Genomic DNA, 25,953 nt, shown 5'->3' with positions numbered 1-25,953 from the left:
GGACGACCACAAAATGCTCTACAACATTGCCTGGGAGGGGAAAATGTTGAACCACAAGCGCAGCGCGCTGAGTCTGGCGCTGGCCGTCGTACTGGTGCCGTCGCTGGCATCGGCGCAGTCCACCGAAGCCACCGCCACCGATCCGTCCGCCACCAACCTGGACACCGTGCAGGTAACCGGCATCCGCCGCGGCATCGAAAACGCCATTGCGGTGAAGCAGAGCGCCACTTCGGTGGTCGAAGCGATTTCCGCCGAAGACATCGGCAAGCTGCCCGATGTCAGCATCGCCGAATCGCTGGGCCGCCTGCCCGGCCTGGCCGCCCAGCGCGTGGCCGGCCGTGCCCAGGTCATCAGCGTGCGCGGCCTGTCGCCCGACTTCGCCACCACCCTGCTCAACGGCCGCGAAGTGGTCAGCACCGGCGACAACCGCAGCGTTGAATTCGACCAGTACCCGTCGGAACTGGTGAACGGCGTGACCGTGTACAAGACCCCGGACGCGGCCCTGGTCGGCCAGGGTCTGTCGGGCACCATCGACATGCAGACCGTGCGCCCGCTCAGCTTCCCCGAGCGCGTGATCGCCGTCAGCGGCCGCCTGCAGAAGAGCTCGCTGGGTGAAGCGGCCAACGTCGATGAATTCGGCAACCGCTTCAGCGCCAGCTACATCGACCAGTTCTTCGACAAGACCCTGGGCATCTCGATCGGTTACGCGCACAGCGACAACCCGATCCAGGAAAACCAGGTGGGCCTGTACGAGCCGTGGACCACCGAGCAGACCACCAACGGCAACCGCCCGGGTCTGGCCGCTGGCACCTACTTCTCCGATGGCATCAAGGCCCTGCGCCGTACCGGCAACAACAAGCGCGACGGCGTGATGGCCACCATCCAGTTCCGGCCGAACAACGCCTGGACCAGCACCTTCGATGCGTTCCACACCGAAGCCGAACAGATCGACACCGCCAACCAGTTCGAGGTCAACCTCAGCAACTACAACGGCGGTTACACCCCGGGCCTGCTGATCAGCAACCCGCAGGTCAATGCCGATGGCACCTTCACCGGGGGCACCGCCAGCGGCGTGTACCCGCTGGTGCGCGGCATGTACAACAAGCGCAAGGACAAGATCGATGCGTTTGGCTGGAACAACGAGTTCACCTTCGGCAGCGTGAAGCTGGTGGCCGACCTGAACTACTCCAAGGCCACCCGTGACGAACTGAACCTGGAAAACAACCTGCAGCTGACCCCGATGCCGCAGCTGGACACCATCGGCCTGGTGGTGAACCCGAACGGCTTCTCGCAGATCTCGCCGGGCCTGGATTATTCCAACCCCGATGCGCTGTTCCTGACCAACACCATCTACGGTTCCGGCTACGGCAAGATGCCGCAGGTGGAAGACCGCCTGAAGGGCGGCAAGCTGGCGGCCACCATCAGCCTGCCCGAAGCGATGGCGTCGTGGGCACCGGACCTGGACATCGGCGTGAACTACGCCGACCGCCGCAAGACCAAGACGCAGTCCGAAGGCAACATCCTGCTGGGCGCCCAGGGCGATGCCAACATCGCCTCGGACCTGCAGTATTCGCCGGTGAACCTGGGCTTTGCCGGCATCGGCAACATTCCGGCCTGGAACGTGCCGGCCGCCGTGGCCCGCTACATGACCTTCAATCCGGTCGACAACCTGGATTACCTGATTCCCAAGTCGTGGGTGGTGGAAGAGAAGATCACCACCGCCTGGGCGCGCCTGAACATCAACACCGACATCGGCGTGGTGGGCGTGCGCGGCAACATCGGCGTGCAGATGCAGCACACCGACCAGAGTTCGGATTCGCGCTACTGGGACAGCTCGCAGCCGGCCGGCAGCAACATCCAGCCGTATTCCAACGGCAAGACCTACAACGACTGGCTGCCCAGCTTGAACCTGGCCTTCATGTTCCCGCATGAGCAGACCCTGCGCTTCGCCGTGGCCAAGCAGGTCGCCCGCCCGCGCGTGGACCAGATGCGCGCCGGCCTGGAATTCGGCGTGGATACGGCCACCGGCAAGCCCGGCGGCAGCGGCGGCAACCCGCTGCTGGACCCGTGGCGCGCCACCGCCATCGATCTGTCCTACGAGAAGTACTTCGGTGAAAAGGCCTACGTGGCCGCTGCCGTCTTCTACAAGGATCTGAAGAGCTACGTGTACACCCAGTCGGTGGACAACTACGACTTCACCGACCTGCTGGGCAGCTACGTGCCGCCGCCGGGCATGACCGTGCCGGTGCTGACCACCGGTACGTTCTCCTCGCCGCAGAACGGCAAGGGCGGCACGCTGAAGGGCCTGGAACTGACCGCATCGTTCCCGCTGGACATGCTGACCGACAGCCTGCGCGGCTTCGGCGTGCAGGCCAGCGCTACCTTCAACAAGAGCGACATCGAGATCCTGGACCCGGAAAGCGCCTCCAGCGTGGGTACCGATCCGATCAGCCTGCCGGGCCTGTCCGACCGCGTGTACAACTTCACCGCCTACTTCGAGCGCAACGGTTTCGAAGCACGCGTGAGCCAGCGCCGCCGTTCGGATTTCATCGGTGAAATCGGCAACTTCAACGGCAACCGCACGCTGCGTTACGTGGTGGGCGAAAACGTGACCGATGCCCAGGTCAGCTACACCTTCAGCGACAGCAGCGCCCTGCGTGGCCTGACCCTGCTGCTGCAGGGAAGCAACCTGACCAACGAGCCGTACCGCACCTACGCCGGCACCAAGGATCGCCCGCTGGAATACATCGAGTGGGGCCGCACCTACGTGCTGGGCGTGAACTACAAGTTCTGACGACCGACCGGCAACGCACCGGTAGCGCCGGGCCATGCCCGGCGAGCGGGATCAGTAGTGCCAGGCCATGCCTGGCAGCACCACAGGGAGCAGGACCGGAAACCCGCTGCGCAGGCAGCGGGTTTTCTTTTGCGCATCGACACCGCTCCAGCCACCGCATCCACGCATGGCGTGGATCTACTGAATGCATCCACGCATGGCGTGGATGCGCCCGCCAGAAGATCAGGGGATGAGAAAGGCGCAGCTGATCGCAATGGCCAGCATCAGCGCCAGCAAGACACGACCACTGAACCGCCCAAGCGCGTGGCCCACATTGTTGAGGACAACGGAAACAATCTGGCCCAGCAGTTCCCACATGATGCCGTCGCTCCGTGCTCAGAACTCGCCCGAGGCAAACTCGATGAACGAGCGCTGGCGACTGGCGGTAACAATGACACAGGATCGGTAGACCCTATGCGCCGACGCACCCGTGACATAGGCGACGATCTGGACCGATGTCTGCGCAACATACGCCCAACCTGGCACCCAGCCCGCAGGCTTTGGCACGAGGCTGAAGGCGGCAGAGCAGTCCATGATCTGCTTGGTGGCCTCACCGAGAACGCGCCCCACTTCGGTATTCATGTTCCAACCCGAGGCCAGCTCGGCAGACCAGATCGCGGCGGCCACCGATCGCATGGCTGCCTGCTCTTCCAAGCTCGGCACTGCCAGCACGGATGCTCTGGGAGTCTCTTCCACAGAACGGTGAGGGGAAGGCGATTGATCCAGTGGCAGGTCAAATCGCTTTGCCCAGACCAGCAGTGCGCGGTGCTGAAGTCCAGCCGATGTGGAGAAGTACCGCACCGCTCGATCTTCAGCGTTGTAGTAGGCCGCATGCAGCGTGCCATCGGGGTAGACCACCACGGCAGCTGCGTGATGTGAGGGAAATCCCAATCGCCACCCATCAAGCAGCAGCCCCCCATCCTTCAACGGCACCGGCACCGCCGACTCATCGAAATTGCGCCGGAACGCCAGGTACTCCGGTCCGAGCAACTGCTTCAGGCCAGGTACCACGTCAGACCCCTCAAAGGCATCCTCCAGCGCGGGCCCCACGATCACGATGGGTGTGGCGGAGAGGGGGCATGCAGCGGAAAGCGCCACTGCCAGCAACAACACTCGGGTCAGGGAAGCAAAGGAACGCATCGGAGGTCCACCATGTAGGGGCCACCAGTGTCCACGCCCATCCCCGGCCGATTCCATTCCAATAGTTGGAAAGTGACGGCCAACAGCCACCCACAAAAAAGGGACGGGGCGCTTCGGCCCCGTCCCCGCAAGTACCGCCACCGGAGAAATCGGTCAGCTGCGTCGGGCGCAATACACCGCGCGCGGCGGCAGCCGCAGTTCGTTGCCTTCCACCGTGCCCGCATCCGGGCCCGGCACAGCCACCTGTTCCCAACGGCCGGCCGGCAGCGGATGGCTGACCGGCGCTGCCGACAGGTTGAAGGCCAGCAGAAGGGTTTCATCTGCAAGCATACGCTGGAAAAGCAGCACCGGCTCGGCGCTGTCCAGGAATTGGATGTCGCCATGCAGCAGGGCCGGCTGGGTACGCCGCCAGGCCAGGAAATCGCCGAAGGCACTCAGCACCGAGTACGGGTCGGCCTGCTGCACCGCCACCGCGGCGGCACGGTGCTCGGCCGGAATCGGCAGCCACGGCTTGCCGGTGGTGAAGCCGGCCAGCGGGGCATCGGTCCACGGCAGCGGCGTGCGGCAGCCATCACGGCCCTTGAAGTTGGGCCAGAAGGTGATGCCATACGGGTCCTGCAGATCCTCGAACGGCACCTCGGCCTCGGCCAGGCCCAGTTCCTCGCCCTGGTACAGGCAGACCGAACCGCGCAGCGAGCACAGCATGGCCACCAGCATGCGCGCCAGGCGCGGGTCGGCCGGGTGGCCGCCCCAGCGGCTGACCGCCCGCTCCACGTCGTGGTTGGACACCGCCCAGCACGGCCAGCCCTCGGTCATTACCGCTTCCAGGCGCGAGACCGTATCGCGGATGTAGGCCACGCTGTAGTCGTCCACCAGCAGCTCGAAGCTGTAGCCCATGTGCAGGCGGCCGTCCTGAGTGTACTCGGCGGTGGTGGCCAGCGAATCTTCCGACGAGATCTCGCCCAGGCTCACCGCGCCCGGGTACTGGTCCAGCAGCGCGCGCAGCTGTTCCAGGAACGGCAGGTTTTCCGGCTGGGTGTTGTTGTAGTAGTGGTACTGGTAAGCGTATGGATTGTCCGGGCTGAAGCCACGGCCCACCCGCTTGTCGGCCGGCTTGGGCGGGTTGTCGCGCAGCTGCGCGTCGTGGAAGCAGAAGTTGATGGCATCCAGGCGGAACCCATCCACGCCGCGGTCCAGCCAGAAGCGCACGTTGTCCAGCGTGGCCTGCTGCACCGCCGGGTTGTGGAAGTTCAGGTCCGGCTGGTCGACCAGGAAGTTGTGCAGGTAGTACTGCTCGCGGCGCGGTTCCCACTGCCAGGCGCCGCCGCCGAACAGCGACAGCCAGTTGTTGGGCGGGGTGCCATCCTCGCGAGGGTCGGCCCAGACATACCAGTCCGCCTTCGGGTTGCTGCGGTCCTGGCGGCTTTCACGGAACCAGGCGTGCTTGATCGACGTATGGCTCAGCACCTGGTCGATCATCACCTTCAGGCCCAGGCCGTGCGCCTTGGCCAGCAGGCGGTCGAAGTCGTCCAGGTTGCCGAACAGCGGGTCCACATCGCGGTAATCGGCGATGTCATAGCCGAAATCGGCCATGGGCGATCTGAAGAACGGCGAGATCCAGATCGCATCCGCGCCCAGCGCGGCAATGTAGTCCAGACGCTCGATGATGCCCGGCAGGTCGCCTACCCCGTCGCCGTTGGCATCGAGGAAACTGCGCGGGTAGATCTGGTAGATGACGGCTCCGCGCCACCATGGATTGTGCGACATCGACAGCCCCCCTCCGGGCATGCGGGACCCGCCGGAAGCGGGCCGAAAAGCAACTCCGGCAAGCTTAGCGGCGGCCTCCCGGCGATGGCGCTGGCTGCATACGTATTCACGCCGCAGGGCCGGCCAGCGGCCCGCGAAAAGACCGGTCGGGTCGGTTTCCGCCCGAATTCACGGCCAGCGCCTATAATCGGGGGGAGCCTGAAAGCCTGATCGCATGACCATCACTGAAGACACCCGTCCCGCCCTGGGCCTGCCCCAGATCCAGTCGCTTGCTGCGGCCGACATGGCCGCCGTCGATGCCCTGATCCGGCGCCGGCTGTCCTCGGACGTGGTGCTGATCAACCAGATCGCCGACCACATCATTTCCGCCGGCGGCAAGCGCCTGCGCCCGATGCTGGTCATGCTGGCCGGCCACGCGGTCGGTCAGGCCGGGCCGGAGCACCACCAGCTGGCGGCCATCATCGAGTTCATCCACACCTCCACCCTGCTGCACGACGATGTGGTGGATGAATCCAGCCTGCGCCGTGGCCGCAGCACCGCCAACGCCCTGTGGGGCAATGCACCCAGCGTGCTGGTGGGCGATTTCCTGTACTCGCGCAGCTTCCAGCTGATGGTGGAACTGGACCGCATGCCGGTCATGCAGATCCTGGCCGACACCACCAACCGCATCGCCGAAGGCGAAGTGCTGCAGCTGCTGCACGTACACAACCCGGACACCGACGAAGCGGCCTACCTGCGCGTGATCGAGCGCAAGACCGCGGTGCTGTTCGCCGCCGGCACCCGCCTGGGCGCGCTGGCCAGCGGCCAGGACGAAGCCACCCAGCAGGCCCTGTACGACTACGGCATGCACCTGGGCTACGCCTTCCAGATTGCCGATGACGTGCTCGATTACTCGGCCAATGCCGAGGAACTGGGCAAGAACCTGGGCGACGACCTGGCCGAGGGCAAGGCCACCCTGCCGCTGATCCACGCCATGGCCCACTCCGACCCGGCCACCCGCGAGCGCCTGCGCAGCATCGTGCAGGACGGCGACGCCTCGGCCATGCCGGAAGTGCTGGCCGCGATCCGCGCCACCGGTGGCCTGGACTACAGCCGCCGCCGCGCCGAGGAATACGCCGAAGCCGCCGAGCGCGCGCTGGATGGCCTGGGCGACAACGATGCAGTGGCCGCCCTGCGCGGCCTGGCCCGCTACGCGGTGCAGCGCTCGCATTGATAGGTGAAGGCGTGCCGACCAAGGTCGGCACCCACCCAACGCGGCGGTAGGTGCCGACCTTGGTCGGCACTGAAGCATCGGTAGGTGCCGACCTTGGTCGGCACAGAAGCATCGGTAGGTGCCGACCTTGGTCGGCACAGAAGCATCGGTAGGTGCCGACCTTGGTCGGCACGCCTTTGATTACCGGAACCGTTCCTCGAAGAACTCATCCAGCGCCTTCCACGCGCGCTTGGCCGCGCGTTCGTTGTACTGGCACCCCGGCGGGCTGTTGGCATCACGCTCGGCAAAGCAGTGCACCGCGCCGCTGTAGTTGGTGAATTCCCAGTCGACCTTGGCCGCGTCCATTTCCTTCTGGAAACTGCCGATATCCTCGGCCGTCACGCTGGTGTCGTCGGCGCCATTGAGCACCAGCACCGAGGGATGCGTGCCACCGGCCTGTGCCGGCAGCGGTGAGCCCAGGCCGCCGTGCAGACTGACCACAGCGGCCAGCGGCGCACCGGCACGGGCCAGTTCCAGCACCGTGGTGCCACCGAAACAGAAACCGACCGCACCGATCCGGCTGGCATCCAGCGGTGCCTTGCCGGCCTGCGCCTTGAGCACGTTCACCGCTTCCAGCGCGCGTGCACGCAGCAGCGGCCGGTCGTTGCGCAGCTTGGTTGCCACCGGGCCGGCCTCGGCATCGGTCTTCGGCCGCACGCCCTTGCCGTACACATCGGCCACCAGCACCACGTAGTCATCGCCGGCCAACTGCTTGGCCTTTTCAATCGCCGAGGCGTTCACGCCCTTCCAGTTGGGCACCATCACCAGGCCGGGGCGCTTGTCATTGTCGCCGTCGTCGTAGACCAGCACACCACTGAAGGTCGTGCCCTGGTGCGTCCATTCCACCGGCTGGGTCTTCATCGCCGCCCAGGCCGGCATCGCCGCCAGCCCCAGCACCATCGCCACACCATACCGCCAGCTGTTCATGTGCCTGCTCCAGAGATTGGGGAAGCAGGCTGCACGGTGCCCACGCCTGCCAGTGCGCATTCTGCATTGGCGGCGTGACGCAGGTGTGGTTGGATAACCCCCTGTTCCTGCTTCCCTGCAATTGAATGAACCTGGTAGACCGTTTCCTGTCCGGCCTTGTTGCCCGCCTGCCGGAAGATGACGCCCCGCAATGGGCCTACGTGCGGGGCGCCAGCGCCGACGACCTGCAGCGCCTGCGCACGCAGTGGCCGCAGGTGCCCGACAGCCTGCTGCAGCTGCTGTCGCGCGTGGATGGGACGCACTACCGTGAGTACCCCGGTGGCGAGGTCTGCGTGCTGGTGCTGGGCTCGGACGTGGGGGACTACCCGTACTTCCTGCGCTCGGTCGAACAGATCTTCGACGACCAGCGGCAGTGGCACGACAGCATCCGTTCCATCTACGAGGAATGGCTGGACGACGAGCCGGACATCCTCGGCGCCGGCATCGACGGCGATCTACCGATGAACCGTCGCCTGTGCTTCTCGCACTGCATGAACAACGGTGGCACCTCGATGCTGTACCTGGATTTCGATCCCGCCCCCGGCGGCACCGTCGGCCAGGTGGTGCGCTACCTGCACGATCCGGACAGCTACGCGGTGATCGCCCCCAGCTTCGATGCCTACCTGCAGGACTTGATCGATCGCGATTACAGCTTCATCGAGTAGATCCACGCCATGCGTGGATGGGGGTCAGGCGCTCTCACCCGCGTTCGATCCACTGCAACGTTCCCGGTTCGAACGCCAGCAGATCCGCCGCCGCCAGCTGCGCGCGCGACCAGCGACGTTCCGGCGGCTTCGGCTGCCGGGCACCCACCGAACCATCGTAGTCGCGCACCAGCAGGCCAATACGCGCTGCACCTGCGCCCAGCAACGCATCAATGCGCTGCAGCCACTGCCCGGCATCGGCCAGCGCTTCTTCGCGGCGAACCTGCTGATCCTGCTCGTGTCGCGCCAGCTGCTCGGCCAGCGCGCGGGCGATCTTCGCCTCGCTCCAGCCCTTCTTCCGCCAGCGCTCGGCATCGCCTGCCCACGCCGGCTCGGCCCGCAGCGAAGCCAGCGCCGTCCCGCAATCGCAGTGCGCGGCACTCAGCCAGGGCCGCCAACCGGGCCCGACCGCCGCCTGCAGGCTGGGCGAGGCCTGCGCGAACAGCCGCCGGCCGCTGCGGGTGAAGACCGCGGCGGCCGTGTCGTGGGACAGCGTGGTGGGCAGGAACACGGTAATGAAGGTGCACATGCGGGCGTCCGGGTCCGTCCGGGAATGCGCCGATGGTAACGCGCCCCTGGAGTAGATCCACGCCATGCGTGGATGGGATGCGTGGATGGGGTCAGAGCCCTTTCCTGCGGAAAGGGATCTGACCCCTGGGCCTGCCCTATCCGATGCCCAGCCCCGGAATCGCGCTGATGCTGTCCGGGTTGAACCCGGCCAGTTCGGCGAAGTGCCGACCGCGCGCCACGTAATCCCGATAGGCGCCAAAACTCGGCGCGCCCGGCGACAGCAGCACCACCCCGCCCTGCGCGCCCAGCGCCGCACGTGCCAGCGCCATGGCCTCGGGCAGGTCGCCGGCCGCATGCAGGCCGAAGCGGCCGGCATCGGCCAGCGGCTGCAGCATGGCGTGGATGCGCGGGCCGTTGCTGCCCATGGTCACGATCTCCACGGGCGGCACGTCGTGCGCCATGTGTTGCATGAAATCGGTCCAGTCCAGGCCACGGTCGTGCCCGCCCACCAGCAGCGCGATGCGCTGGCCGGCGAAGCACTCCAGCGCCGCCAGGCTGGCGTGCGGCGTGGTGCTGATCGAATCGTTGATGTAGGTCAGGCCATCGGCCACGCCAATGCGCTGCAGGCGGTTCGGCAACGGACGGAAATCCTGCACCGCCGGTGCCAGCGCCACCGCATCCAGCCCCAGCGCTTCCAGCGCGGCCAGCACCGCGCACAGGTTGCCGCGGTTGTGGCGGCCGGGCAGCGGCGTGTTGCGGGTATCGAACACCGCCTGCTCGCCACGGTGCACGATGTCGCCGCGCATGTGCCAGCCCTGCGGCTGGTTGAACCAGACCACCTCGCTGTCAGGCAGCACCAGCGCGGCCAGATGCGGATCGGCGGCATTGAGCACGGCGATGCGCGGCGCCGCTTCGGTCACCAGACGCAGCTTGTCTTCAATGTAGCGCTGCTCGCTGCCGTGCCAGTCCAGGTGTTCGGGGAACAGGTTCAGCACCACCGCCACCTGCGGCCGTGCGCCACTGCGCGCCACTTCGCCGGTCTGGTAGCTGGACAGTTCCACCGCCCAATAGTCCGGCGCGGGCTGCGGGTCCAGCACCTCCAGCAGCGGCAGGCCGATGTTGCCGACCAGGCCGGTGCGATGGCCGGCGGCACGCAGCAGGTGCGCAACCAGCGCGGTGGTGGTGCTCTTGCCCTTGGTGCCGGTCACGCACACGGTGTCGTGCACGATGCCATCGGCACCGGCATGTTCGGCGAACCACAGCGCGGTGCCGCCGATGAAGACCGTGCCCTGCGCGGCCGCCGCCAGCGCGATCGGCTGGTACGGGCTGATGCCGGGCGACTTGATCACCACATCGAACGCGGCCAGCGCCTCGGCGGTGGGTTCACCGCGCACGTCCAGCCGCCCCTGCGTTTCCGCACGCGCCGCCTCGGCCTCGGCGGCAGGGCAGAACAGGCTCAGGGCCAGCGCGGGCAGGCGCGCACGCAGCACCGCGAATGCCGCACGGCCCTCACGTCCCCAGCCCCACAGCGCGACGCGCCTTCCTTCAAGCTGCGAAATCTTCACGCACCTGTTCCCACAACGCGGCCGGAATGCGGTGCTCGCCCTGCAACAGCAGCAGCGGCGCCAGTTCCAGTTCGGCGGCGTCCAGCTGCGGCTGGATCTCGTTGCAGAAGCGCTTCACCAGCACGTCTTCCTTCCATTCCGGGCGCTGCGCCAGGGTCGCCATCGCCGCACGCGATTCGCGGCCTTCGCCCACGCATTCGAACGGCTTGTGGTCCTGGAATTCCAGCAGCGCATCGAAGCCAGCGGCCTGCTCGGCATCGTCCAGCAGGTTGCGGCCGAAGATGCGCACCAGGCGCGTCTTGGGCATGAACGGGGCCAGCGCCAGGAACACGAAATGGCACTTCGGGCAGACGCCGCACCAGCGGTTCACCGGGCGCTCGCCCAGGATGTGGAAATTGCGGTTGCAGCTGGAGAAATGCGCGTCGTAGAAATCGGTCTTGGCGAACTGGCGGGCCACTGCCAGCTCGGACATCGGCCGCAGCAGCGAGTAATAGTGCAGATCGGCGGCCACCTGCTGCTGCACGTGGTTGCCGAAGGCCTGCTCGAAGGCCCAGCCCTTGGACCACTGGTGGTTCACTTCACCGGTGCCGGGAATCTGGCTGCCGTAGCTGGCCGAACGTTCGTTGGAGAACACCACCTGGTCCACGCCCTGCAGCAGCGCGGCCAGCACCATGATCGCCGAGTTCACCGCGGTGACCGGAATGTGCCCGTTCCACGCGCCCTGGCGGTTCAGCTCGAACAGTTCCGGGGCCAGCGCGCGGCCCAGGTTCAGGGTCGGCAGGCCGGTGCGTTCGGCACAGGCGCGGATCAGCTGCGAACCGCCGATCCAGGTCACCGTCTCGTCCACGCCGGCACGGCGCAGCGCTTCAATGCTGACCAGCGAATCCTTGCCGCCGCCGATGGCCACCAGCGCGTGCGGCTGCAGGCCCAGTGCCGGCGCCTGCACCGCCTCGCCCTGCACCGGCAGGCGGAAGCGCCCGCGCAGGTTCAGGCCGTTGCGGTAGGCGAACTCGCCCAGACCATTCAGGTAGATCGTTTCCACCAGCGCAGCGGTATCGGCATCGATCGCATAGCTGTCGATGCTGACCGTCTCCGGCACGCCCGCCTTGTAGTAACTGACGCCGGCGATCAGGTGCAGCAGCTGCAGTGCGCGCTGCACGGCGGCGGTGCGCGCGTCGTCCAGTACGAACGGCGCACCGGGCACGCTGATGGTTTCCACCATCTCAGGGCCGTCATCGAAAGCGTAGACCAGCTTGGCCACGCCGGTGTCCGCGGCGAATTCGCAGCGGACGAAGCGGAAGCGGGAAACCTGGTGTTTATCGAAAGCAGTCATGGTGGATCCAGTTCAAGCGCGGTCAGGCACGGGCCCGCGCGCGTGCGCGGGTCGTGTCGGTGGGCGGGTGCAGGGTGCGAAGGCTGGCGATCACTCGATCACGTCTTCGCGCGGCATCGCCCGCTGGTTGTAGGTGTTGGACATCACATAGCCGTAGGCACCGGCATCGGCGATCAGCATCACATCGTCCGGCGCGGTGGACACCGGCAGCTTGCGGCGCTTGCCGAACACATCGCTGGATTCGCAGATCGGGCCGACCACATCGAATGCCGCCTCGGCATAGCCGCCCTGGCGGCTCAGGTTCTCGATGTCATGCCAGGCGTCGTACAGGGCCGGGCGCATCAGCGTGTTCATGCCGGCATCCAGGCCGACGCGGCGCACGCCGTCCTTTTCCACCACCTGGGTGGCGTGGGTCAGCAGCACGCCCGATTCGGCCACCAGGTAGCGGCCCGGCTCGATCGCCAGGCGGAACGCCGGGTGCAGCGCCTTCACTTCGGCCAGGCCTTCGGCCCAGGCGTCCAGGTCGAACGGCTCGTCTTCTTCGCTGTACGGAATCGGCAGGCCGCCACCGATATCGATGGTCTGCACGCTGCCGATCCGGCGGGCGAAACCGGCCAGTTCATCGCACATCAGGCGCCAGTGCTGCGCCGTTTCCACGCCGCTGCCCAGGTGCGCGTGCAGGCCGACCACGCGGGTGCCCAGCTCGGTGGCCGCGCGCACGAATTCGTCCACGCGGGCAATCGGCAGGCCGAACTTCGACTCCTTGCCGCCGGTGCGCACCTTGGCGTGGTGGCCTTCGCCACGGCCCAGGTCCACGCGCAGCCACAGTTCGCGGTTGCGGAACAGGTCCGGCCAGCGCTGCAGCGCCTCCACGTTGTCCACGGTCACGGTCACGCCCAGGGCGAACGCGGCTTCGTATTCGCTGCGCGGGCAGAAGCTGGGGGTGAACAGCACGCGCTTGGGCGACAGTTCCGGCAGGTGCTGGAACACGTGCTTCAGTTCACCGTGCGATACGCATTCCAGGCCGAAGCCTTCGGCTTCCAGCAGCTGCAGGATGGCCGGGTGGCTGTTGGCCTTGATCGCGTAGTAGCGCTGGTCGATCGGCTTGATAGCGGCCAGCGCGCGGGCGCGGGCGCGCACGGTGGGCAGGTGGTAGACGTAGCGCGGCGTGCCGGCGTCGGCCAGCTGCAGCAGGTGCGCACGCTGGCCACGCCACCACGGCGTGCCGCGCGGGCGCACGGTGCCGGCAATCTCGCGCCAGCGCGGGCCGAACACTTCGGTTTCTTCCACCGGCATGGCGCCGCTGTCGATCAGCTCGGCATGCAGGATCGGCAGCAGGCCATCGGCATCGGCCTCGTCGATCACGAAGGTCAGGTTCAGGTCGTTGGACGACTGCGAGATCATGTGCACGCGCTCGCGGCCGAACGTGGCCCACACGTCCGACAGCTTGTGCAGCAGCGAACGCATGCCACGGCCGACCAGGGTGATGGCCGCGCACGGCACGATCACCTTCACCTTGCAGATCTGCGACAGGTCCGCCGACAGCGCGGCCAGCACATCGGTGTTGACCAGGTTCTCGGACGGGTCCAGCGACACGGTGACGTTGGTTTCGGCCGAACCGATCAGGTCCACCGACAGCCCGTGCTTCTTGAACAGGCCGAACACATCGGCCAGGAAGCCGACCTGCTGCCACATCCCGATGCCTTCCATCGACACCAGCACGATGCCGTTGCGGCGGCTGATCGCCTTCACCCCCGGCACCGGCGCGGCATTGCCGTCGATGCTGGTGCCCGGCAGTTCCGGGCGCTCGGTATCGAGGATGGCCATCGGCACGCCGGCGTCGCGGCAGGGCTTGATCGAGCGCGGGTGCAGCACCTTGGCGCCGGTGGTGGCGATTTCCTGCGCCTCGTAATAGTCCAGGCGGGTCAGCAGGCGCGCGTCGGGCACGTCCTTGGGATTGGCGCTGAACATGCCCGGCACGTCGGTCCAGATTTCCACGCGGCTGGCGCCCAGCAGCGCACCGAAGTACGCCGCCGAGGTATCCGAACCACCGCGGCCGAGGATGGCGGTACCGCCGTCGGCATGGCGGGAAATGAAGCCCTGGGTGATCAGCAGGCGGGTCGGCTGCGCACGGAAGCGCTGCGCCCATTCGCCGTCGGCACGCCACTGGCAGTTCACCGACAGGCGCTGCGACCAGTCGCTCTGGTTCGGCTGCGGCGGCATCGCGTCCAGCCACTGGCGGGCATCCATCCAGCCCATGTCCAGGCCCGAGGCGTGCAGGTAGGCCGCGCCCAGGGTGGAAGACAGCAGCTCGCCCTGGCCCAGCACTTCGGCCTGCCAGTCCAGCGTACGGGTGGCGGCGCGGGCATCGTCCAGCAGACCCTGCAGCACGGCCAGGCGCTCGGCCAGCACGTCGTGGCCCAGGCCCAGTTCATCCAGGAAGCCCAGGTGGCGTTCGACCAGCGCTGCCACGCGGTCACGGCTGTCGGCCGCGCCATCGGCAATGGCGGTCAGTTCATTGGTCACCCCGGACAGCGCCGAAACCACCACCAGCACGCGCGAGCCGGTTTCTTCCGCGCGTTTTTTCGCCAGCTTCCCGATCGTGTCCCAACGGTGGCGACGCGACACCGAGGTGCCGCCGAACTTCAGTACGATCCAACGATCGACAAGGGGGGAAGCTGACATGGATAGGCTATGTGTAATGTGGGGAAGCCGCCCACGGGGGCGGAACCTTCGATTCTAAGCCCAATGGACCCGCCGATGCCCGCCTTCCGCTACCTGCAGCTCGATGTCTTCGCCGCCCAGCCCGGCCGCGGCAACCCGCTGGGGGTGGTGCTGGGCGCCGAGGGCCTGTCCGGGGCCCGCATGCAGGCCCTGGCCGCCTGGCTGAACCTGTCGGAGACGGTGTTCTTCCTGCCCCCCAGCGCGCCCGGCGCCGACTACCACATCCGCATTTTCACCCCGGCCAGCGAACTGCCGTTTGCCGGCCATCCCAGCGTGGGCGCGGCCTGGGCGGCGGTCACCCGGTGCCTGGCGCACCCGCGCGACGGCGCGCTGGTCCAGCAGTGCGCGGCCGGGCTGCTGCCAGTGCGGGTGAGCGGCGCGGCCGATGCCCCGCACATCGAACTGGCCAGCCCGCCGGCCCGCCGCCTGCAGACCGCCCCCGGCGCGGTGCCGGACGCGCTGCAGGCACGGGCCGCCGACGGTCAGGCGCCCGAGCTGTGGGACAACGGCCCGCGCTGGTGGCTGCTGCCGCTGCGCGATGCCGCCGCAGTACGCACGCTGGCGCCGGACATGGCCGCCCTGCGCGACTGGAGCAATGCCACCGACGCCACGGGCGTGGCGGTGTTTGCCGCCGAAGACGCCGCGCAGCACCAGTGGGTGGTGCGCGCGTTCTGCCCCGGTGATGCGGTGAACGTGCCCGAAGACCCGGTGACCGGCAGCGCCAACGCGCTGATCGGCGCCTGGCTGGGCGAGCGCGGCGTGCTGCCCGGCGGCAGCGGCAGCTACGTGGCCAGCCAGGGCCGCGAGGTCGGCCGCGATGGCCGCGTCCATGTGCGGGTGGATGCCCAGGGCACGGTGTGGATCGGCGGCCATGTGCAGTGCGTGATCGACGGCCACATCAGCTGGTAGCGCCGGGCCATGCCCGGCGGCATCACCGCACCGCGCTGCGCGCTCGCGGGGCATGGCCCCCGCGCTACCATCCCCCATTTCGTTGGAGTTGCCCCTGATGTCCGCACGCCGTTTCCTGCAGTTGGATGTGTTTTCCCCGCGCGCCGGTGCCGGCAATCCATTGGCCGTGGTGCTCGATGCCGAAGGCCTGGACGACACCACCATGCAGGCCATCGCGCGCTGGACCCGCCTGCCGGAAACCACCTTCGTGTTCCCGCCCGAAACGGCCGGCAGCAGCTACCGCCTGCGCATGTTCAGCCCGCAGAAGGAAGTCCCGTTCGCCGGCCACCCCAGCGTCGGCACTGCCCATGCGGTGCTGCTGGCCGGGTTGGCCACGCCGGTGGACGGCGTGCTGGTGCAGGACGGCATTGCCGGCGCGCTGCCGCTGCAGGTGATGGGCGAAGGCGCGCAGCAGCGCATCGCCATCCGCACCCCGCGCGCGCAGCTGGCCGAGACTGCGACGGCCGATGACCCGCGCCTGGCCGCTGCGCTGCAGGGCTGGCCGCTGGGCACCCTGCCCCCGGCACGCATGCAGGGCGGCCGCAGCTGGTGGGTGGTCCAAGTGGCCGATGAAGCACAGCTGCGCGCACTGCAGCCGGACTGGGACGCGATCGCCACCCTGGCCGAATCCACCGACAGCATGGGCGTGTTCGCCTACGCCTTCAGCGATGGCGACGAGGGCTACGATCTGGCCGTGCGCGCCTTCGTGGGCAACGGGCGGCGCTTCGAAGATGCCGCTTCGGGCGCGGCGAATGCGGTGCTGGCGGCCTGGCTGGACCTGCGCGGGGTGCTGCCGCGCGGCCGCGAACCGTATGAAGTCAGCCAGGGCCGCGAGGTCGGCCACGATGCGCGCCTGACCCTGCGGGTCGATGCGGACGGCGAAGTGTGGTCCGGCGGCCAGGTGCAGACGGTGATCGCCGGCACCCTCGATTGGTGATCGCTGTGGGGCGCCGGGCATGGCCCGGCGCTACCCGGCCTCAGCCCAGTTCGGCATCCAGGCTGATCGGCACCGCACTCAACGCCTTGGACACCGGGCAGTTCTGCTTGGCGTCATCGGCAATGGCGCGGAACTGGGTCGCATCGATGCCCGGCACCACGGCCTTCACCTTCAGGCGGATCTGCGAAAGCTGCGGGCCGCCTTCCATCGACAGATCCACCTTGGCTTCGGTGTCCAGCGAGGTCGGTGTAAACCCTGCTTCGCCCAGTTTGGCCGACAGCGCCATGGTGAAGCAGCCCGCGTGCGCGGCGGCGATCAGCTCTTCCGGATTGGTGCCCTTTTCCTCGCCGAAGCGGCTGTTGAAACCGTAGCGGGTCTTGTCCAGCAGCCCACTCTGCGGGGTGCTCAACTGGCCCTTGCCCGACTTCAGATCCCCTTCCCAGTGCGCGGTGGCGTGTCGCGAGATTCCCATGTGCTGCTCCTGCGTGGCGTTGGTGAACGCTTACCCTGCCACGGCCGGCGTTAGCCCTGCGTCGCTCCGCCGCAGTGGCAAACGCTGTCCCGGGCCAGCGCCGTGGACACTTCTTCGCCAGGCGATGGCGCATTTTTCCCTTGTTTTCAGTACTTTCGCGCAGATCGCCCGCATCCCGCAGCGCACCAGAGCCGCGCAATCCCCTGCCGCGCGCCATGTACTGAATCGGTCTGGATATGAAAAAACCTGCACTTTCAGCACTCCGGGCTATTGGCGGCGCCCACGAGTTGCCCTACATTGCGCTTGCCGACGGGGTTCGGCGCCGACCAAACAACCAACCGTTCACGGAACAGGAAACCATGGCAAAGACCGCTAAGAAGGCTGCCCCGAAAAAGGCAGTGAAGAAAGTCGCGACGAAGGCAGCCGCCAAGCCGGCCGCTCCGAAGCCGATCAAGGAAGTGCTGACCAAGTCGGGCCTGGTTGCACACATCGCTGAAGCGTCCGGCGTTGTCGCCAAGGACGTGCGCGCTGTGCTGGCCTCGCTGGAAAGCGCTGTCGCTTCCTCGGTGCACAAGAAGGGCGCTGGCTCCTTCACCCTGCCGGGCCTGCTGAAGATCTCCACCGTCAATGTGCCGGCCAAGCCGAAGCGCAAGGGCATCAACCCGTTCACCAAGGAAGAACAGTGGTTCGCCGCCAAGCCGGCCACCACCAAGCTCAAGGTTCGCCCGCTGAAGAAGCTCAAGGACGCTGCGCTGTAAGCGCGCGCCCCACGGCGATCTTCTGACGGGACGGCCCAGGCCGTCCCGTTTTTTTTGCGCGCAATGTACCCACGCCCAGACAACCCGCCAGTAGATCCACGCCATGCGTGGATGCGCGCCACCCCAGGACAGTCCGCAACACAGCGTTTCCCTGCGCGTGCCCTGCCCGCCCACAGCCGCGCCAGCATTGGCCGCAGCCGGCATTTTCCGCTTCGGGAACGAACCGGGTGGAACACTGCGTGCAGCGCGGGCCGTCGCCGCCGGTCACCGCCTTGCCTATGGTGGGCACATCCCCCACCTACAGGCGAGCACACCTCTCATGGCCAGCCCCTCCACCCGCTACCGGATCTCGGTGACCCCCATCGAAAAGGACGGGCACCAGTGCACCGGGCGCTGCACCATCGAACTGGAACACCGCGCCAGCCGCGACCTGATGCGCCTGCTGGAAGCCGCCCCGCGCACGCCCGGCCTGAGCGGTGACGAGCGCGCCACCCTGGTGGTCGCCGCGCAGTTGCTGCGCGATATCGTCCAGCGCCATGCCGACAGCGAAGGCCACGCCCTGGCGACGGTGGCGCCCGACCTGCTGGCCGCGCTGCAGGCGTTGGACCAGCGCATCGCATCGCGCTGATTCCCGCCCAGCCGATACACTGCCGCCTCCCATTGGCCTCGGGGAGGAGGCAGACATGCGCAGTATGTTGGGCGGGTGCCTTGCCCTTGCCCTGATCGGGTGTTCGCGCGCCCCGGTGGACGCACCCGCGTCGGCCGCCACCACCGCCGCGGCGGCCGACGCAGCTGTCGCGACGGCCCCTGCTGCCGACGCCCCGCCAGGCGCCCTCGCAACGCAGACGGTTGACCCGCTGTTCGGCGCAGTCGCAGCCGGCAGCGAAGCACCCGCCCATATGCTCAACCGCTACATGCTGGACCTGCTCAACGGCAACCGCAGCAGCAGTGATGCGGCCTGGACCTTCGCCCCGGCCGACCCGCGGCATGCCGACGACGCGCTGCTGCGGCAGCTGCCGGACCTGCGCAGCCTGCGGCTGGACAGCGAACCGCCCGTTCCCCGCGACCACGAACGCCCCAGCCGACTGCTGGAAGTGCCGGTACGGGTGCGTGCCACGACCGGCCAGGGCAGCTTCCGCTTCCACGGCTGGTACCGCGTGCAGCCACGCGCGGACGGCCAGGGCTGGCAGATCCAGTCGGCGAAGCTGGAACCCACGCTGGACTGAATCCCTTTCGCAGCGTGCACCCGCGATTCAGCGGCCACCGCTACTCTGTGAGCCACCCCACCACCTGCCCGGTCACCGCCATGCGCCTGCGTTCCCTGCTGACCCGTGTTGCTGCATCCACTGTCCTGATCGCCGCGGCGATCGGCGCACAGGCAGCCCCCTCGATTTCCGGCCGCGAACTGTCGGTCGGTGCCAGCGACGTCCAGCAGTACCTGGATGGCAGCTTCCCGCGTACCCAGGACGCGCTGGGCGGACTGATCGCCCTGACCATGAGCCACCCGCAGCTGAGCCTGCCGGCTGGCGAACGCTTGAACCTGGGCATGGACCTGGCCTTGGCCACCGCGGGCGGCAACCCCACCAACCTGGGCAAGGTGAAGCTGAGCAGCGGCCTGCGCTACGACGCACAGACCCAGGGCTTCCACCTGCAGGAGCCGACCGTGGACGATTTCACCCCGGCCAGCCAGGGCGGGCGCCTGGATTCGCGCACCCGCGCCCTGCTCAACGCCGCCCTGAGCGACTACGCGCGCCGCGAACCCATCTACAAGCTGGACCCGGCCGTGGCCGGCGTGCTGGGCGCCCTGCAGGTGCAGTCAGCGCAGGTGAAGAACGGCAAGCTGGTGGTCACCTTCAACCAGAACCTGGGCAGCCTGGTGCCCGCCGGCCTGCTGGGCAAATAAGGTAGCGCCGGGCATGGCCCGGCGCTACCGCTCACGCCGCCAACGGGATATCGTCGGGCACGCCAGGTGCAGGCGGCCCTTGTAGAGTCGAGCTTGCTCGACTGCCCTTAGCAAAGCAGTCGAGCATGGCCCGACGCTACAGATACCGCTCAGCGCTTGGGCTGCAGCATCGTGCCGGTGCACTTGGGCGAACCGCAGCGGCACTCCCAGATCTTCTTCAGCTTGGCGGTGTGGCGCTCGGCCAGCACGATGCCGTAGTTGTAGGTCAGCTCTTCGCCGTCCTTGATATCGCGCACCGCCTCGATGAACACCTTGTCGCCGCGGCTGTCACCGTCTTCGTCTTCCTCGATCACCGCTTCGCAGTTCGGGTCGCAGCTGTGGTTGATCCAGCGCGCGTCGTTACCCTTGTAGTTGGCATCGATCACCCAGTCATCGTTCAGGGTGAACAGGAAGGTGTGGCCGCTTTCCACATCGCCGCTGTCATCGGCATCGACATCGCCATGGCTGCGCAGCAGGCCCTTGTACTGGATCACGCGCTCGCCCTGCTTGATCGGGGCCACGGCGAACACGCCGTTGCCATGGATGGCGGACTTGCGGGCTTGGATCTTCTTGGGCATCGGCAAGGGGGTTGGCAGCAATAGGAACCCCGATTCTCACCCATTCACAGTGATTGCGAAAATCACCCCCATGCCGCAGCATGTCGCCCCACCCCGCTGCCGGGGTGCCCCGCCGCCGGCCCAGCGCCGGCTGAATGGCCGGGTTGGATGCCGGCGAAGAAAAGCGTACAATTTCAGTCCGCTTTAAGAACCACTCGCATCCCCATGTTGCGCGTCACCAAGCTCACCGATTACGCCACCGTCGTGCTGACCGTGCTCGCCGCCCGCCCGGGCGAGGTGCTCAGTGCCACCGAACTGGCTGAATTCACTGGTCTGGAACCGCCCACCGTCAGCAAGGTGCTCAAGCCGCTGGCCCAGGCCGGTCTGGTCGAAGGCCTGCGCGGCGTGCGCGGCGGCTACCGGCTGACCCGCGCGCCCGGGCAGATCACCCTGTTCGAGGTGGTCGAAGCGATGGAAGGGCCGCTGGCCCTGACCGAATGCAGCCACGACCACCACCAGTGCGGCATGGCGCCCAAGTGCGGCGCGCGCAGCAGCTGGCGGCTGATCAACGATGTGGTGTCCGAGGCCCTGCGCGCTGTCAGCCTGGCCCAGATCCTGCCCCCTCTTCCCCTTGTCGATGACGAACAGCGCCGCACCATCGCTGTCGACGTCGTCTCCTGATCCGTAGGCAGCCCCCCCATGGCCACCGAAACCATCGAAACCGTCGCCCACGACGACACCCCCAACCGCGAGATCCACGAGCAGCTCGGCCGCAAGTACTCGGCCGGCTTCATCACCGAGATCGAATCGGACTCGCTTCCTGCCGGCCTGGACGAGGACACCATCCGTGCCCTGTCGGCCAAGAAGGAAGAGCCGGAATGGATGACGCAGTGGCGCCTGGACGCCTACCGTCACTTCCTGACCATGCCGATGCCGAACTGGGCCAAGCTGCAGATCGCCCCGATCGACCTGCAGGCGCTCAGCTACTACTCCGCGCCGAAGGGCCCGAAGTACGCCTCGCTGGATGACGTGCCCAAGGAACTGCTCGATACCTACGACAAGCTGGGCGTGCCGCTGCACGAGCGCGCCAAGCTGGCCGGCGTGGCGGTGGACGCCGTGTTCGACTCGGTGTCCGTCGGTACCACCTTCCGCAAGGAACTGGCCGAGAAGGGCATCATCTTCTGTTCCATGTCCGAGGCCATCAAGGAACACCCGGAGCTGGTGCGCCAATACCTGGGCACCGTGGTGCCGGTGGGCGACAATTACTTCGCCGCGCTGAACTCGGCCGTGTTCTCCGATGGCAGCTTCGTGTTCATTCCCAAGGGCGTGCGCTGCCCGATGGAACTGAGCACCTACTTCCGCATCAACGCCGGCCACACCGGCCAGTTCGAGCGCACCCTGATCGTGTGCGAGGACAAGGCCTACGTGTCCTACCTGGAAGGCTGCACCGCGCCGATGCGCGATGAGAACCAGCTGCACGCCGCGGTGGTGGAACTGGTGGCGCTGGAAGACGCGGAGATCAAGTATTCCACGGTGCAGAACTGGTACCCGGGCGACGAGAACGGCGTGGGCGGCATCTACAACTTCGTCACCAAGCGTGCCGAATGCCGTGGCGCGCGCAGCAAGGTCACCTGGACCCAGGTCGAGACCGGTTCGGCCATTACCTGGAAGTACCCCTCCTGCGTGCTGCTTGGCGACGATTCGGTGGGCGAGTTCCATTCGGTGGCGCTCACCCACCACCGCCAGCAGGCCGACACCGGCACCAAGATGATCCACGTCGGCAAGCGCACCAAGAGCAAGATCGTCAGCAAGGGCATCAGCGCCGGCCGCGGCCAGAACACCTACCGCGGCCTGGTCAAGGTCGACCGCAACGCCGATGGCGCGCGCAACTACACCCAGTGCGATTCGCTGCTGATCGGCAAGCAGTGCGGCGCCCACACCTTCCCCTACATCGAGGTGAAGAACCCGGGCGCCACCGTCGAGCACGAGGCCACCACCTCGAAGATTTCCGACGACCAGCTGTTCTACTGCCGCGCCCGTGGCATCAGCCAGGAAGACGCGGTGTCGATGATCGTCGACGGCTTCTGCAAGCAGGTGTTCCGCGAACTGCCGATGGAATTCGCAGTGGAAGCCAAGAAGCTGCTGGAAGTCTCGCTGGAAGGGTCGGTGGGTTGACCCGCCTGCTGCCTTCGTTCTGATTATTCAGCCACGCACGGCGTGGCGCTACTGGATTCGTATCATGCTGAAGATCGACAACCTCCACGCCCGCATCGGCGACAAGGAAATCCTCAAGGGCCTGTCGCTGGACGTGAAGCCCGGCCAGGTGCACGCCATCATGGGCCCCAACGGCGCCGGCAAGTCCACCCTGGGCAATGTCCTGGCCGGCCGCGACGGCTACGAAGTCACCGAAGGCAGCGTGCAGTTCGACGGTGTGGACCTGCTCGACCAGGACCCGGAAGCGCGCGCCGCCGCTGGCCTGTTCCTGGCGTTCCAGTACCCGGTGGAAATCCCCGGCGTGAACAACACCTACTTCCTGCGCGCCGCACTGAATGCACAGCGCAAGGCGCGCGGCCAGGACGAGCTGGATTCCATGCAGTTCCTCAAGCTGGTGCGGCAGAAGCTGGCCGTGCTTCACCTGAAGGACGAGCTGCTGCACCGTGGCGTGAACGAAGGCTTCTCCGGTGGTGAGAAGAAGCGCAACGAGATCTTCCAGCTGGCCGTGCTGGAGCCGAAGCTGGCGATCCTGGACGAAACCGATTCGGGCCTGGACATCGACGCGCTGAAGAGCGTGGCCGACGGCGTGAACGCGCTGCGCGCGGCCGACCGTTCGTTCCTGGTCATCACCCACTACCAGCGCCTGCTGGACTACATCAAGCCGGACGTGGTGCACGTGCTGGCCGACGGCCGCATCGTCAAGACCGGTGGCCCGGAACTGGCGCTGGAACTGGAAGCCCACGGCTACGACTTCCTGAAGGATCGCGTGGTGCGCGAGGCGGCCGTCTGATGAGCGCCCTGCTCGACTCGATGGCCCAGGCCTTCTGCGGCAGCGATGCGCGCCGCGACGTGCTCGATGCCGCCCTGCGCGACGGCCTGCCGGCTGCACGCAGCGAAGCCTGGAAGTACACCTCGCTGCGCCAGCTGGAGCGCCGCGCCTTCGCCCCCGCACCGCAGGCCCCGGCCGCGCTGGATGCCGAGGCACTGGCGGACATTCCCGCACCGCGCCTGGTGTTCGTCAACGGCCGTCTGCACGATGGCCTGAGCGACACCCACGGCCTGCCGGCCGGCGTGCAGCTGGAAGCGCTGTCCAGCGCACTGGCCGCCGGCGAGGATGCCGCGCGCTTCCTTGGCCGCCGCTACGAGCGCAGCGACGAAGTGTTTGCCCGCCTCAACGCCGCCCTGGCCGATGAAGGCGTGGTGCTGCGCGTGGATGAAGGCGTGCAGGTTGAAGTGCCGCTGCAGCTGGTGTTCGCCAGCGTGGTCGGCGATACCGACCTGGCCTGGCACCACCGCCACCTGATCGAACTGCGTGCCGGCGCCAGCCTGGGCGTGGTCGAGCACCGCTTCAGCGTGGGCGATTCGGCCCACCTGGACAACACCGTGCTGCACGCCCACGTCGCCCGCGATGCCGTGCTCACGCACGCCCGCGTGCAGGCCGGCAGCGCGCGCCAGACCAGCTTCCTGCGTACCGATGCGGTGCTGGCGCGCGATGCGCAGTACCACCGCGTGGATCTGGAACTGGGCGCCGCACTCAGCCGCCACGAGCTGAACGTGCGCCTGGAAGGCGACAACGCACAGCTGACCGCCAACGGCGTGCTGCTGGGCAATGGCCGCCGCCACGTCGACACCCGCCTGGGCATCGACCACATTGCCCGCGATACCCGCAGCGAGCTGCTGTGGCGCGGCGTGGCCGCCAACCGCAGCCGCGTGGTGTTCCATGGCGGCATCCAGATCCGCGAAGGCGCCGATGGCACCGACGCGAACCTGTCCAACAAGAACCTGCTGCTGTCGGCCGATGCCGAGATCGACACCCAGCCGGTGCTGGTGATCGACGCCGACGAAGTGAAGGCCGCACACGGTGCCACCGTCGGCCAGCTCGATGCCAACGCGCTGTTCTACCTGCGCTCGCGCGGCCTGCCGCAGGCCGAGGCGCAGGCGCTGCTGAGCGCCGCGTTCTGCCACGAACCGCTGAAGGTGCTGCCCGACGCGCTGCGCGAGCAGCTGGCACGGCGCCTGGACAAGGCCCTGGCCGAGGCAGGCGTGGCATGAACCTGTCCACCCCGCGCCCGATCGAAGAACGCGCCGCTGCCCCCGACTGGGACCGCGTGCGCCTGGACTTCCCGCTGCTGATGCGCGAAGTGCACGGCAAGCCGCTGGTCTATTTCGACAACGCCAACACCGGCCAGAAGCCGGTGCAGGTGATCGGCGCGGTGGACGAGTTCTACCGCCGCTACAACGCCAATGTCAGCCGTGCGGTGCACGCGCTGGGCACCGAAGCCACCGACGCCTACGAAGGTGCGCGCAACAAGCTGGCGCGCTTCCTGAACGTCCGCGCCAGCGAGCTGGTGCTGTGCAGCGGCACCACCTTCGCACTGAACCTGGTGGCGTATTCGTGGGCGCTGCCGCGGCTGAAGGCCGGTGATGTCATCCTGGTCTCGCGCATGGAGCACCATGCCAACATCGTGCCGTGGCAGCTGGTCGCCCAGCGCACCGGCGCGACCATCCGCGTGGCCGAGATCACCCCCGAGGGCGCGCTGGACCTGGATGCACTGCGCCAGGCCATGACCCCCGAAGTCAAGCTGCTGGCCGTGGCCCACGTCTCCAACGTGCTGGGCACGGTCAACCCGGTGCGCGAGATCTGCCGTGAAGCGCGCAAGCGCGGCATCGTCACCGTGGTCGATGGTTCGCAGGCCGTGCCGCATCGCAAGGTGGACGTGGCCGCGATCGGCTGCGACTTCTATGCCATCACCGGGCACAAGATGTGCGGCCCGACCGGCACCGGCGCGCTGTGGGCACGCCGCGAACATCTCGACGCCATGCCGCCGTTCCTCGGCGGTGGCGAGATGATCAAGGAAGTCAGCTTCGACGGCACCGTGTTCAACGACGCCCCGCACAAGTTTGAAGCCGGCACCCCGAACATCGCCGGCTTCATCGGCCTGGGCGTGGCCGCCGATTACCTGGACGGCCTTGGGCTGGAGCACGTGGAAGCACGGGAGGCGGAACTGCTGGCGCACTTCACCGAGGAACTGCAGAAGATCGATGGTCTGCGCATCTTCGGCACCACGCCGGACAAGGCAGCCGTCGTCTCGTTCCTGATCGACGGCGCGCACTCCCACGATCTGGCCACCCTGCTCGACCTGGAAGGCGTGGCCGTGCGCTCGGGCCAGCACTGCGCGCACCCGCTGCTGCAGTACTACGGCGTCGCCGCCACCTGCCGTGCCTCGCTGGCGTTCTACAACACCCACGCCGAGATCGAGCGCTTCATCGTGGCGCTGAACAAGGTGCGCAAACTGCTGGGCTGAGCCCGCAGAGCGGGGCCAGCAAGGGG

Annotated in this window: 24 protein-coding genes; 14 read left to right on the top strand and 10 right to left on the bottom strand. The window is 67.5% G+C overall.

Features of this window, described 5'->3' with window-relative positions; translation table 11 throughout:
* Positions 1–43: 43 nt before the first annotated feature.
* Positions 44–2,794, top strand: coding sequence for a TonB-dependent receptor (locus C1933_RS05300; protein ID WP_199911415.1), 2,751 nt, complete (start codon positions 44–46; stop codon positions 2,792–2,794).
* A 222-nt stretch (positions 2,795–3,016) separates the two neighbouring features.
* Here the strand turns inward: C1933_RS05300 and C1933_RS20415 are convergent, their stop codons facing one another.
* The 3 genes from C1933_RS20415 to C1933_RS05290 form a co-directional block, all read right to left on the bottom strand.
* Positions 3,017–3,151: a hypothetical protein gene (locus C1933_RS20415; RefSeq protein WP_267896393.1), complete on the bottom strand. Its 135-nt coding sequence runs from the start codon at positions 3,149–3,151 to the stop codon at positions 3,017–3,019.
* Positions 3,152–3,169: 18 nt separating this feature from the next.
* Positions 3,170–3,973: a hypothetical protein gene (locus C1933_RS20325; RefSeq protein WP_234414660.1), complete on the bottom strand. Its 804-nt coding sequence runs from the start codon at positions 3,971–3,973 to the stop codon at positions 3,170–3,172.
* A 153-nt stretch (positions 3,974–4,126) separates the two neighbouring features.
* Positions 4,127–5,740, bottom strand: a complete 1,614-nt coding sequence (locus tag C1933_RS05290; RefSeq protein WP_108752418.1) for an alpha-glucosidase — start codon at positions 5,738–5,740, stop codon at positions 4,127–4,129.
* Between the two features lie 214 nt (positions 5,741–5,954).
* Between C1933_RS05290 and C1933_RS05285 the strand changes: the two genes are divergently transcribed.
* Positions 5,955–6,953 (top strand): polyprenyl synthetase family protein, encoded by a 999-nt coding sequence (locus C1933_RS05285; RefSeq protein ID WP_108752417.1) that lies wholly within the window; start codon positions 5,955–5,957, stop codon positions 6,951–6,953.
* Between the two features lie 180 nt (positions 6,954–7,133).
* Here C1933_RS05285 and C1933_RS05280 read toward each other — a convergent pair whose 3' ends face one another.
* The gene (locus C1933_RS05280) at positions 7,134–7,919 is read right to left on the bottom strand and encodes a dienelactone hydrolase family protein (RefSeq protein ID WP_108752416.1); all 786 of its coding nucleotides are present in this window, start codon (positions 7,917–7,919) and stop codon (positions 7,134–7,136) included.
* Positions 7,920–8,044: 125 nt separating this feature from the next.
* Here C1933_RS05280 and C1933_RS05275 point away from each other — a divergent pair, with 125 nt between their 5' ends.
* On the top strand, positions 8,045–8,623 hold the full coding sequence (locus C1933_RS05275) for an SMI1/KNR4 family protein (RefSeq protein ID WP_108752415.1): 579 nt from the start codon (positions 8,045–8,047) through the stop codon (positions 8,621–8,623).
* Between the two features lie 34 nt (positions 8,624–8,657).
* Here C1933_RS05275 and C1933_RS05270 read toward each other — a convergent pair whose 3' ends face one another.
* From C1933_RS05270 to C1933_RS05255, 4 genes are all read right to left on the bottom strand, one after another.
* Positions 8,658–9,191, bottom strand: a complete 534-nt coding sequence (locus C1933_RS05270) for a hypothetical protein (protein WP_108752414.1) — start codon at positions 9,189–9,191, stop codon at positions 8,658–8,660.
* Positions 9,192–9,327: 136 nt separating this feature from the next.
* On the bottom strand, positions 9,328–10,737 hold the full coding sequence (murD, locus tag C1933_RS05265) for a UDP-N-acetylmuramoyl-L-alanine--D-glutamate ligase (protein ID WP_108752413.1): 1,410 nt from the start codon (positions 10,735–10,737) through the stop codon (positions 9,328–9,330).
* Positions 10,718–12,070: a UDP-N-acetyl-alpha-D-muramoyl-L-alanyl-L-glutamate epimerase gene (gene murL, locus C1933_RS05260; protein ID WP_108752412.1), complete on the bottom strand. Its 1,353-nt coding sequence runs from the start codon at positions 12,068–12,070 to the stop codon at positions 10,718–10,720. The genes murD and murL overlap by 20 nt, the downstream gene beginning before the upstream one ends.
* Before the next feature lie 90 nt (positions 12,071–12,160).
* Positions 12,161–14,755 carry a bifunctional aspartate kinase/diaminopimelate decarboxylase gene (locus tag C1933_RS05255; RefSeq protein WP_108752411.1) on the bottom strand — a complete coding sequence of 865 codons (2,595 nt, stop codon included), beginning with the start codon at positions 14,753–14,755 and terminating at the stop codon, positions 12,161–12,163.
* Between the two features lie 75 nt (positions 14,756–14,830).
* Between C1933_RS05255 and C1933_RS05250 the strand changes: the two genes are divergently transcribed.
* Positions 14,831–15,703, top strand: a complete 873-nt coding sequence (locus C1933_RS05250) for a PhzF family phenazine biosynthesis protein (protein WP_108752410.1) — start codon at positions 14,831–14,833, stop codon at positions 15,701–15,703.
* Between the two features lie 97 nt (positions 15,704–15,800).
* Complete coding sequence (locus tag C1933_RS05245) at positions 15,801–16,679, top strand: PhzF family phenazine biosynthesis protein (RefSeq protein WP_108752409.1); 879 nt, start codon at positions 15,801–15,803, stop codon at positions 16,677–16,679.
* A gap of 40 nt (positions 16,680–16,719) precedes the next feature.
* Here the strand turns inward: C1933_RS05245 and C1933_RS05240 are convergent, their stop codons facing one another.
* Positions 16,720–17,151 carry an OsmC family protein gene (locus C1933_RS05240; RefSeq protein WP_108748849.1) on the bottom strand — a complete coding sequence of 144 codons (432 nt, stop codon included), beginning with the start codon at positions 17,149–17,151 and terminating at the stop codon, positions 16,720–16,722.
* Positions 17,152–17,510: 359 nt separating this feature from the next.
* On the opposite strand from C1933_RS05240, the gene C1933_RS05235 reads away from it, so the two are divergent.
* From C1933_RS05235 to C1933_RS05220, 4 genes are all read left to right on the top strand, one after another.
* Positions 17,511–17,909, top strand: coding sequence for an HU family DNA-binding protein (locus C1933_RS05235; protein WP_108748848.1), 399 nt, complete (start codon positions 17,511–17,513; stop codon positions 17,907–17,909).
* Positions 17,910–18,228: 319 nt separating this feature from the next.
* Complete coding sequence (locus tag C1933_RS05230; RefSeq protein ID WP_108752408.1) at positions 18,229–18,537, top strand: DUF3861 family protein; 309 nt, start codon at positions 18,229–18,231, stop codon at positions 18,535–18,537.
* Between the two features lie 55 nt (positions 18,538–18,592).
* Positions 18,593–19,135, top strand: a complete 543-nt coding sequence (locus C1933_RS05225) for a hypothetical protein (protein WP_108752407.1) — start codon at positions 18,593–18,595, stop codon at positions 19,133–19,135.
* 80 nt (positions 19,136–19,215) lie between these two features.
* Entirely contained in the window at positions 19,216–19,812 is a 597-nt protein-coding gene (locus tag C1933_RS05220) for a DUF1439 domain-containing protein (protein ID WP_108754744.1), read from the top strand.
* A gap of 149 nt (positions 19,813–19,961) precedes the next feature.
* Here the strand turns inward: C1933_RS05220 and C1933_RS05215 are convergent, their stop codons facing one another.
* A complete protein-coding gene (locus tag C1933_RS05215) occupies positions 19,962–20,429 on the bottom strand; it encodes an SET domain-containing protein-lysine N-methyltransferase (protein ID WP_108752406.1) in 468 nt (155 codons plus the stop codon).
* A gap of 204 nt (positions 20,430–20,633) precedes the next feature.
* On the opposite strand from C1933_RS05215, the gene C1933_RS05210 reads away from it, so the two are divergent.
* The 5 genes from C1933_RS05210 to C1933_RS05190 all read left to right on the top strand — a co-directional run bounded on the left by C1933_RS05210 (position 20,634) and on the right by C1933_RS05190 (position 25,927).
* Positions 20,634–21,089 (top strand): SUF system Fe-S cluster assembly regulator, encoded by a 456-nt coding sequence (locus tag C1933_RS05210; RefSeq protein ID WP_108748843.1) that lies wholly within the window; start codon positions 20,634–20,636, stop codon positions 21,087–21,089.
* A gap of 18 nt (positions 21,090–21,107) precedes the next feature.
* Positions 21,108–22,583 (top strand): Fe-S cluster assembly protein SufB, encoded by a 1,476-nt coding sequence (gene sufB, locus C1933_RS05205; protein ID WP_108748842.1) that lies wholly within the window; start codon positions 21,108–21,110, stop codon positions 22,581–22,583.
* Between the two features lie 64 nt (positions 22,584–22,647).
* Positions 22,648–23,412, top strand: a complete 765-nt coding sequence (gene sufC / locus C1933_RS05200) for a Fe-S cluster assembly ATPase SufC (RefSeq protein WP_108748841.1) — start codon at positions 22,648–22,650, stop codon at positions 23,410–23,412.
* Positions 23,412–24,674 carry a Fe-S cluster assembly protein SufD gene (sufD, locus tag C1933_RS05195; RefSeq protein ID WP_108752405.1) on the top strand — a complete coding sequence of 421 codons (1,263 nt, stop codon included), beginning with the start codon at positions 23,412–23,414 and terminating at the stop codon, positions 24,672–24,674. Before sufC ends, sufD begins: the two co-directional genes overlap by 1 nt.
* Positions 24,671–25,927, top strand: a complete 1,257-nt coding sequence (locus C1933_RS05190) for a cysteine desulfurase (RefSeq protein ID WP_108752404.1) — start codon at positions 24,671–24,673, stop codon at positions 25,925–25,927. The genes sufD and C1933_RS05190 overlap by 4 nt, the downstream gene beginning before the upstream one ends.
* Positions 25,928–25,953: the final 26 nt, after the last annotated feature.

The organism is Stenotrophomonas sp. ZAC14D2_NAIMI4_6 (genome assembly GCF_003086875.1).
GTDB lineage: Bacteria > Pseudomonadota > Gammaproteobacteria > Xanthomonadales > Xanthomonadaceae > Stenotrophomonas.
This window is presented reverse-complemented; position numbering and strand designations above follow the sequence as displayed.

Bases quoted from the DNA above. Each gene is read 5' to 3' on its own strand.
- C1933_RS05300 (WP_199911415.1), top strand. From the start codon at position 44: ATGTTGAACCACAAGCGCAGCGCGCTGAGTCTGGCGCTGGCCGTCGTA.
- C1933_RS20415 (WP_267896393.1), bottom strand. From the start codon at position 3,151: ATGTGGGAACTGCTGGGCCAGATTGTTTCCGTTGTCCTCAACAATGTG.
- C1933_RS20325 (WP_234414660.1), bottom strand. From the start codon at position 3,973: ATGCGTTCCTTTGCTTCCCTGACCCGAGTGTTGTTGCTGGCAGTGGCG.
- C1933_RS05290 (WP_108752418.1), bottom strand. From the start codon at position 5,740: ATGTCGCACAATCCATGGTGGCGCGGAGCCGTCATCTACCAGATCTAC.
- C1933_RS05285 (WP_108752417.1), top strand. From the start codon at position 5,955: ATGACCATCACTGAAGACACCCGTCCCGCCCTGGGCCTGCCCCAGATC.
- C1933_RS05280 (WP_108752416.1), bottom strand. From the start codon at position 7,919: ATGAACAGCTGGCGGTATGGTGTGGCGATGGTGCTGGGGCTGGCGGCG.
- C1933_RS05275 (WP_108752415.1), top strand. From the start codon at position 8,045: ATGAACCTGGTAGACCGTTTCCTGTCCGGCCTTGTTGCCCGCCTGCCG.
- C1933_RS05270 (WP_108752414.1), bottom strand. From the start codon at position 9,191: ATGTGCACCTTCATTACCGTGTTCCTGCCCACCACGCTGTCCCACGAC.
- murL (WP_108752412.1), bottom strand. From the start codon at position 12,070: ATGACTGCTTTCGATAAACACCAGGTTTCCCGCTTCCGCTTCGTCCGC.
- C1933_RS05255 (WP_108752411.1), bottom strand. From the start codon at position 14,755: ATGTCAGCTTCCCCCCTTGTCGATCGTTGGATCGTACTGAAGTTCGGC.
- C1933_RS05250 (WP_108752410.1), top strand. From the start codon at position 14,831: ATGCCCGCCTTCCGCTACCTGCAGCTCGATGTCTTCGCCGCCCAGCCC.
- C1933_RS05245 (WP_108752409.1), top strand. From the start codon at position 15,801: ATGTCCGCACGCCGTTTCCTGCAGTTGGATGTGTTTTCCCCGCGCGCC.
- C1933_RS05240 (WP_108748849.1), bottom strand. From the start codon at position 17,151: ATGGGAATCTCGCGACACGCCACCGCGCACTGGGAAGGGGATCTGAAG.
- C1933_RS05235 (WP_108748848.1), top strand. From the start codon at position 17,511: ATGGCAAAGACCGCTAAGAAGGCTGCCCCGAAAAAGGCAGTGAAGAAA.
- C1933_RS05230 (WP_108752408.1), top strand. From the start codon at position 18,229: ATGGCCAGCCCCTCCACCCGCTACCGGATCTCGGTGACCCCCATCGAA.
- C1933_RS05225 (WP_108752407.1), top strand. From the start codon at position 18,593: ATGCGCAGTATGTTGGGCGGGTGCCTTGCCCTTGCCCTGATCGGGTGT.
- C1933_RS05220 (WP_108754744.1), top strand. From the start codon at position 19,216: ATGCGCCTGCGTTCCCTGCTGACCCGTGTTGCTGCATCCACTGTCCTG.
- C1933_RS05215 (WP_108752406.1), bottom strand. From the start codon at position 20,429: ATGCCCAAGAAGATCCAAGCCCGCAAGTCCGCCATCCATGGCAACGGC.
- C1933_RS05210 (WP_108748843.1), top strand. From the start codon at position 20,634: ATGTTGCGCGTCACCAAGCTCACCGATTACGCCACCGTCGTGCTGACC.
- sufB (WP_108748842.1), top strand. From the start codon at position 21,108: ATGGCCACCGAAACCATCGAAACCGTCGCCCACGACGACACCCCCAAC.
- sufC (WP_108748841.1), top strand. From the start codon at position 22,648: ATGCTGAAGATCGACAACCTCCACGCCCGCATCGGCGACAAGGAAATC.
- sufD (WP_108752405.1), top strand. From the start codon at position 23,412: ATGAGCGCCCTGCTCGACTCGATGGCCCAGGCCTTCTGCGGCAGCGAT.
- C1933_RS05190 (WP_108752404.1), top strand. From the start codon at position 24,671: ATGAACCTGTCCACCCCGCGCCCGATCGAAGAACGCGCCGCTGCCCCC.